The following is a 6476-nucleotide window of genomic DNA, read 5'->3' as shown; positions in this document are numbered from 1 at the left end:
GTCCGTCCCGGCCCTCCTCCGGATCGGCATCGCCCGGAAAGGGTGCCCCCGGATCGGCGTCGCCCGGCACCTCCGGATCGGCGTCGCCCGCGCGTGGCACGGGCGCAAGCGGTGCGGGCGCGGGCGGGGCGGCGAGCCCGTTCTTCCAGCGTCCCGGGCGGGACGAGAACGACCCGTCCGACCGGGACGGTGCGGGTGGCCAGACCAGTCAGACGACACGCCTCGGCGTCGGCGGGACGGCAGAGCCCAAGCTGCTGAGCGCCTCGGCGACCGTTCCGGGCTCGTCCTCGGCCGGCACCGGCGGCGGGACGGACCGCGCGGCCCCCGCGCCGCGCGGCGGTGACTCCGACCCCGACGAGACATCACGGCCGCCAGCCGGCCGGCAGCCCGCCCGCGACGCGGACGCGGCCAGGCCGGCGGGCGACGGCAGGAAGCCGACCGAGGCGACCCGCGGGGCCGGCGCGGGCACCTCCAAGGACGCTGCCCCGGCGGCTGGCAAGGGGGCATCCCGAACGGGCACGCGAGCGGACGCCGCCCGACCGGACGCCGCTCGCCCGGATACATCCAGAGCCGAGACGACGAGAAAGCCCGATGCGCAGACCACCGTCAGAAGCCCGGCGGCACGCCCCGGCACACCGGTCGACCCACCCCGGGACAGCGACACGATCTCGCTGGTGCGACCGAACCTGCCCAAGCGGGGCTCGAAGCCCCCGGCGGACCGCGTCGGCGCGGACGTGAAGACCTCCCCGGATCGCGGCGCGGTCACCGACCGCATGCCCGCCGAGCGCCGCCCCACCCCTGAACCGGTGCGGGCAGCCACTCCGTCGACCCGGCAGGCGCCGCCGGCGGGCCGCACAGCCCCCTACGACCGCCCTGGGACGCCGCCAGGGCCGCTGCCGACGTCCGGAGGTGTGGGCCCGAACGGTCTGTCCACCGAGCCGTTCGACCGGGTCGACGACGCCGACCACGGCCGGCCCGGCGGTGCTCCTGGACCACAGGGTGGTCCCCCGCGGGGTCAGCAGCAGCCGGGCGGCCGTGAGCCGGGGCGGGACACCGCCGGCCAGGGCCCACGCCGGGGCCCCGCCGGTGGCCGGCGCGCCCGCCTGCGGGTCTCCAGGGTGGAACCGCTCTCGGTGACCAGGCTCTCGTTCGCGTTCTCGTTGTGCGTCTTCCTGATCATGATTGTCGCCGTGGCGGTGCTGTGGTTCGTGCTGAACTCGATCGGGGTCTTCGACAGCGTCACCAAGGCCGCTGACACCCTGACCGACGGCACGAACGCCAACGTCTCAGGCTGGCTGTCCTTCGGGCGGGCGATGCAGATCACCCTGCTGGTCGGGGCGATCAACGTCGTCCTGATGACGGCGCTGGCGACCCTGGGCGCACTGCTCTACAACCTCTGCGCGGACATGATCGGCGGGCTCGAGGTCACCTTGAGCGACCAGTAGCCGATCCGCCGGAATTCAGGGGGCGGCGGCCGTCACGGAGCCGTCGCCATCCTGTACTCTCATCAGAAGCCAGGACCTATAGCTCAGTCGGTTAGAGCGCTTCCCTGATAAGGAAGAGGCCGGTGGTTCAAGTCCACCTAGGTCCACCCATAGGCACCAGGCGTTCGGCCTGCATCTTCATCTGATCAAGATTTGATTCTCTCAGCCCCGCCCACGGATTCGTGCGCGGGGCTTTCCATATAGGGGTCCAACTCGTCCAGGACGCTCCGCGATGACGCTCACATCGGCGACGACCATGCCGGCGGGATCCGGGATCCGGGGAGTGTCCGGGGGTCCGTGAGGCCCGGGAGGCGCCCAGGACGCTGTGAGGCGGGGTCCCGAGGGCTCCTGTGGCCCGGTGGCCCGAGGCTTCCGTGTCCTGGTGTGCCCCGGTGCCCCGGTGCCCCGGTGCCCCGGTGCCCCGGCGTCCCCGGGTTCGGGCGTCTCGCTGTCCCTCCCCGGAGCTCCGCCGGGCGCTCCGGAATTGCCATGTTCCCGTGGCCGGCCGTGTGCTTCAGGGGTGTCGTGCTTGCCAGGGTGCTGCGCTCTGTGCACAGGGCTGTGGATAAACCTGTGGATGATGCTGTGGATATCCCTGTTCATTGCGTGCGTTCCGGGTGGCATCCGGGCAGGATGTGATCGAGCGACGTGTCGGACAACCGACCCATGCCGGGCCGTGCCGGCGGAACCTCGGGAGGTAAAGCCTGATCGGGCCAGTGGTCCGACCCCATCCCGTAGCCATGTGGGTGCGCCGAGGCACGGTCGTGAGTCCATACATCCGATGCGTCCGGTTTGCCTGATCTGGTAAGACGGGCGAGCGGCATCGGCGGCGGGGCGGGGCGCCGGGCGGGTCCATCCCGCCGGTCGCGTACCCCGGATCCGCCTCTCGGATCCTCTGACACTGGGACGAGGAGACAACGTGGACGTGGCGTTGCGGCAGGCGGCCGAGGCCGCCAAGGGCTTCATGCCACCCGAGGAAGGACTGGCGCTGCACGCGGCCGCGGCCGAACTGCCTGGTGGCGGACTGATCTGCGAGATCGGCACCTACTGCGGGAAATCCACTCTCTACCTTGCTGCCGCCGCCCGGCTCGTCGGCGCCGCGGTCGTCACGGTCGATCATCATCGGGGATCGGAGGAGAACCAGTCAGGCTGGGAGTACCACGACACCACGCTCGTCGACCCCCGCACCGGCCGGCTGGACACGCTGCCCACGCTGCGCACGACCCTGGAGGCCGCCGGGGTCGAGGACGTCGTCACCGTGGTGGTAGGGCGGTCCGAGATCGTCGGGCGGTGGTGGTCCACCCCCATCGACCTGCTGTTCCTTGATGGTGGGCACACCGAGAAGCAGGCGCAGGCCGACTACGAGGCCTGGGCCCGCCACGTGCGTCCCGGTGGCCGGCTGGTGATCCATGACGTGTTCCCCGACCCCGCTGACGGCGGTCAGGCGCCGTACCACGTCCTGCTTCGCGCCGTTCGGGACGGCTTCAGCGAGATGTCACGCACGGGATCGCTGCGGGTCCTCCGCCGGCTCTTCTGAGTCACACCCGCACGCGCGCCACGGACCGGTGAGCGCCTCGCCGCCCCGACCGGGGGTGGCGAGGTCGCCGGCCCGCCGCTCGCCGCGCGGCGCCCGTTCACCGGCCGTGCCTCGTCCGGTGCGGGGCGTCGACGGGTCGCGTGGCTCGGGCAGGTCGTCGCGGTGCACGACGTGCAGGCCCTCGGGCAGATCGTCCCCGCGGAAGGTGCGTTCGGTGGGGCCACCGGCCAGGGTGTCGACGGCCAGTACGACGGCGGCCGCCGTCCAGGTCGACTGCTCCTCCGGCCAGTGGCATCCGTCGGCGAACTGCCAGCCGGTCCAGTAGGCCCCGCCGGGGGCCCGCAGGTGCTGCATCTCCCGGACGAGGCCGGCCGCCGCCTCGGTCTCGCCCACCAGGTGCAGCGCGATGGCGAGTTCGCAGGTCTCGGCGCCGGTGACCCATGGTTCGTCGTCCACGCAGCGGATGCCGAGACCGGGCACGACGAACTCGTCCCACCGGGAGCGCAGCCGGGCCCGCCCCTCCGCGCCGCGCAGCGCGCCGCCGATCACCGGGTAGTACCAGTCCATCGACCAGCGGTCCCGCGGCATGAAGTACTCGGGATGGCGGCGCAGCGCGTGCCACAGCGCGCCGGCGGCGACCTCCCATTCCGGCCGCGCCTCGCCGACCAGCGCGGCGAGGCCGAGGCCGCACCGCAGGCTGTGCAGGGTGGACGAGCATCCGGTGACGAGTGCCTCGGGGTAGTCCTCGCCAGTCGGGGTGCGGGCCCACCAGATCTGGCCGCCGGGGGCCTGCATGTCCACGACGAAGTCCAGGGCAGCCCGGGCGACCGGCCACATGCGGGTCACGAAAGCGCGGTCGCCGGTGACGAGCCAGCGGTGCCACAGGGCCGTCGCCACGTAGGCGCACTGGTTGCTGTCGGCGAAGTCCTCCTTGACTGCTCCGCCGACGTGGCTGGTGGCCCAGGAGCCGTCCGGGCGCTGGCGGCGGTGCAGCCAGTCCCACGCGGCGTCGGCGGCGTCGACCCGGCCGGTGACCAGCAGCGCCATCGCGCATTCCAGGTGGTCCCACGGGTCGGTGTGGCCGCCCGCGAACCACGGGATCGCCCCGTCGGGCTCCTGGGCCGCGGCTATCGCGTCCGCGGTGGCGCGCAGCGCCTCGGGGGAGAGGAGGGGAGCACCCGTCGCCGACTCACCTGGCCGCACGCTCGACCTCCGGTGTCCTGCCGCCGGCCCGTGCGGCCAGCGCGTCCGTACCCGCCTGCGCCGCCGCGTCCGCTGCCGCAACCGCCTGCGCGTCCGTCGTCGCCCCTGCCTGCGTCGGTGAGCGCGCCGGCGGCTCCGGCCTGGGGCGCGGCTTGCGCAGGTAGAGCACGATGCTCTTGCCGAGCACCGGGTCCAGCAGGCGTTCGGCCGTCCGGGTGAGCGCCGGGCGGCGCATCATGTCCCAGACCAGGAGGCGGTGGTACAGCTTCGTGGCGGGGTGGTCGTCGTCGTGCACGCCGACCAGGCAGCGCAGCCACCAGTAGGGGGCGTGCAGGGAGTGCGCGCGGTGCTGGCCGACCAGCTCGAGGCCGTTGGCGCGCAGCTTCTCGATCAGCTGGTCGCGCCGGTAGATGCGGATGTGGCCGCCCTCGACGTTGTGGTAGTCGTCCGACAGCGCCCAGCAGACCCGTTCCGGGAGGCGGGCGGGCACGGTGACCGCCGCGAACCCGCCGGGGCGCAGCACGCGGGCCAGCTCGGCCATCGCGCCGGTGTCCTCGGGCAGGTGCTCCAGGACCTCGGCCGCGATGACCCGGTCGAAGGTGTCGTCCGCGAACGGCAGCGCCAGCGCGTCGCCGCGCACGGGCGCCGCACGGGCGCCGGCGGGAACCTGGCCCTCGGCGGACATGGCGGCGAGCATCGCGCCGACGCCGGTGACCTCGTCGGCCGAGTAGTCGAGGGCGATCACGTGTGCGCCCCGGCGGAACGCCTCGAAGGAGTGCCGCCCCGCGCCGCAGCCCAGGTCGAGAACCCGGGTGTCGCGCGGGACGGGGAACCGGGTGAAGTCGACGGTCAGCATGCCGGCTCGACCGGTGCCGCCGCGCCGGTCGAGGCGGCGACGGGCGGTGGCCCACTGCCCGGGACGGCCGCCCGCACGGCCGCGATCTGCCGTTCGTACCAGGCCGCGGTGCCGGCGGCGGCGGCCTGCCAGGAGAACCGTTCCTCCACGCGGCGGCGGCCGGCGGCGCCCATCCGCGCGCGCAGTTCGGGGTCGTCGAGCAGCGTGGCGATCGCGCCCGCGAGCGCGCCGGCGTCGCCGGGCGGCACCAGCAGCGCGGCCTCGCCGTTCGGCCCGGCCACCTCGGGCAGGGCGCCCGCGGTGGTCGCGACCAGCGGCAGCCCGCACGCCATCTCCTCGACCAGGGGCAGGCTGAAGCCCTCGTAGAGGGACGGGACGACGGCGACCTCGGCGGACCGCAGCAGGTCCACCATCTCCGCCTGCGGGACGTTCGACCGGAACGTCACCGCCTCGGTGAGCCCGAGCTCGCCGACCTGGCGCTGCGCGGCCCCGCCCTCGCGGACCTTCCCGATGCACACCAGGTGCGCCGAGCGCTCGGCCCGCAGCTTCGCCAGCGCCTCCAGCAGCACCATCAGCCCCTTGAGTGGGACGTCCGCGCTGGTCACCACGATGATCCGCCCCTGTACCGGGGCGACGGTGCCGTTCCCGGCGTCGGACGGCGGTGCCGGCCGCGGGGTGAACACGTCGGCCTCCACGCCGAGCGGGACGGTGTGCAGGTTCTCGATGGGGACGTTCATGTCGGCGACGATCTCGTGCCGGGAGCTCTCGGAGGGAACCACCACGCCGTCGAGACCACGGGCCACCCGTGCCTGCATGGGCAGGAACGAGTACCAGCGGCGCACGCCCAGCGCGGCACGGCGACCGGTCGTGGCGGCGAGGTGCAGGCGCCGGTCGACGGTGATCGGGTGGTGGATCGTCGACACGACCGGGATGCCGTAGGGCCGCAACGCCCGGCGCAGCGGCAGCAGGCCGTAGCCCAGCCCCTGGTTGTCGTGCACGATGTCGAAGTCGGGCCGGCCCTGGCCACGCCGCGGCCGGAGCGCCTCGAAGGCCCGGATCGAGAACGCCAGCGGCTCCGAGAACTGCCCGGTGCGCATCATGCCGAACTCGACGACGTCGGCCAGCGAGCGGAACTCGCGGAACCCCGGCCAACGGAAGGGGTCCCCGTCGCGGTAGAGATCGAGGCTCGGAAGCCTGGTGAGTCCGACTCCCGGGTCGAGGTCCGGGTACGGCGGCCCGCTCACCACCTGAACCTGATGACCCAAAGTCACCAGTTCACGCGAGAGCTGCCGTACGTACACCCCCTGGCCACCACAAGTAGGCAGACTTCGGTACGACAGCAACGCTATCCGCAACGGTGCGCCCTCCATCGCTCGCGGCCTCCTGCGGGTCCCGC

6 protein-coding genes and 1 tRNA gene are annotated in these 6476 nt (G+C 73.5%); 3 read left to right on the top strand and 4 right to left on the bottom strand.

Translation table 11 applies throughout. The features are described from left to right. Positions 1–208: 208 nt before the first annotated feature. On the bottom strand, positions 209–475 hold the full coding sequence (locus tag FMEAI12_RS36345) for a hypothetical protein (RefSeq protein WP_071065023.1): 267 nt from the start codon (positions 473–475) through the stop codon (positions 209–211). 199 nt (positions 476–674) lie between these two features. Between FMEAI12_RS36345 and FMEAI12_RS27930 the strand changes: the two genes are divergently transcribed. The 3 genes from FMEAI12_RS27930 (at position 675) to FMEAI12_RS27920 (ending at position 3021) form a co-directional block, all read left to right on the top strand. Further along, positions 675–1445 carry a DUF3566 domain-containing protein gene (locus FMEAI12_RS27930; protein WP_235014662.1) on the top strand — a complete coding sequence of 257 codons (771 nt, stop codon included), beginning with the start codon at positions 675–677 and terminating at the stop codon, positions 1443–1445. A 72-nt stretch (positions 1446–1517) separates the two neighbouring features. Next, positions 1518–1591 (top strand) — tRNA-Ile (locus FMEAI12_RS27925). Positions 1592–2403: 812 nt separating this feature from the next. Next, on the top strand, positions 2404–3021 hold the full coding sequence (locus tag FMEAI12_RS27920; protein WP_071065024.1) for a class I SAM-dependent methyltransferase: 618 nt from the start codon (positions 2404–2406) through the stop codon (positions 3019–3021). Here the strand turns inward: FMEAI12_RS27920 and FMEAI12_RS27915 are convergent. Genes FMEAI12_RS27915 through FMEAI12_RS27905 form a run of 3 tightly spaced genes read right to left on the bottom strand, consistent with a single transcriptional unit; the run spans position 2980 to position 6450 of the window. Beyond that, on the bottom strand, positions 2980–4224 hold the full coding sequence (locus FMEAI12_RS27915; RefSeq protein WP_112108416.1) for a hypothetical protein: 1245 nt from the start codon (positions 4222–4224) through the stop codon (positions 2980–2982). The two genes, FMEAI12_RS27920 and FMEAI12_RS27915, sit on opposite strands and share 42 nt — an antisense overlap. Further along, positions 4211–5080, bottom strand: coding sequence for a class I SAM-dependent methyltransferase (locus FMEAI12_RS27910; RefSeq protein WP_112108415.1), 870 nt, complete (start codon positions 5078–5080; stop codon positions 4211–4213). Before FMEAI12_RS27910 ends, FMEAI12_RS27915 begins: the two co-directional genes overlap by 14 nt. Beyond that, positions 5074–6450: a glycosyltransferase family 4 protein gene (locus FMEAI12_RS27905; protein ID WP_112108414.1), complete on the bottom strand. Its 1377-nt coding sequence runs from the start codon at positions 6448–6450 to the stop codon at positions 5074–5076. Before FMEAI12_RS27905 ends, FMEAI12_RS27910 begins: the two co-directional genes overlap by 7 nt. Positions 6451–6476 lie beyond the last annotated feature (26 nt).

Source organism: Parafrankia sp. Ea1.12 (assembly GCF_900465275.1).
Lineage (GTDB): Bacteria > Actinomycetota > Actinomycetes > Frankiales > Frankiaceae > Parafrankia > Parafrankia soli.
This window is presented reverse-complemented; position numbering and strand designations above follow the sequence as displayed.

Coding starts and splice junctions, on each gene's coding strand:
- FMEAI12_RS27905 (WP_112108414.1), bottom strand. CDS start 6,450: ATGGAGGGCGCACCGTTGCGGATAGCGTTGCTGTCGTACCGAAGTCTG.
- FMEAI12_RS27910 (WP_112108415.1), bottom strand. CDS start 5,080: ATGCTGACCGTCGACTTCACCCGGTTCCCCGTCCCGCGCGACACCCGG.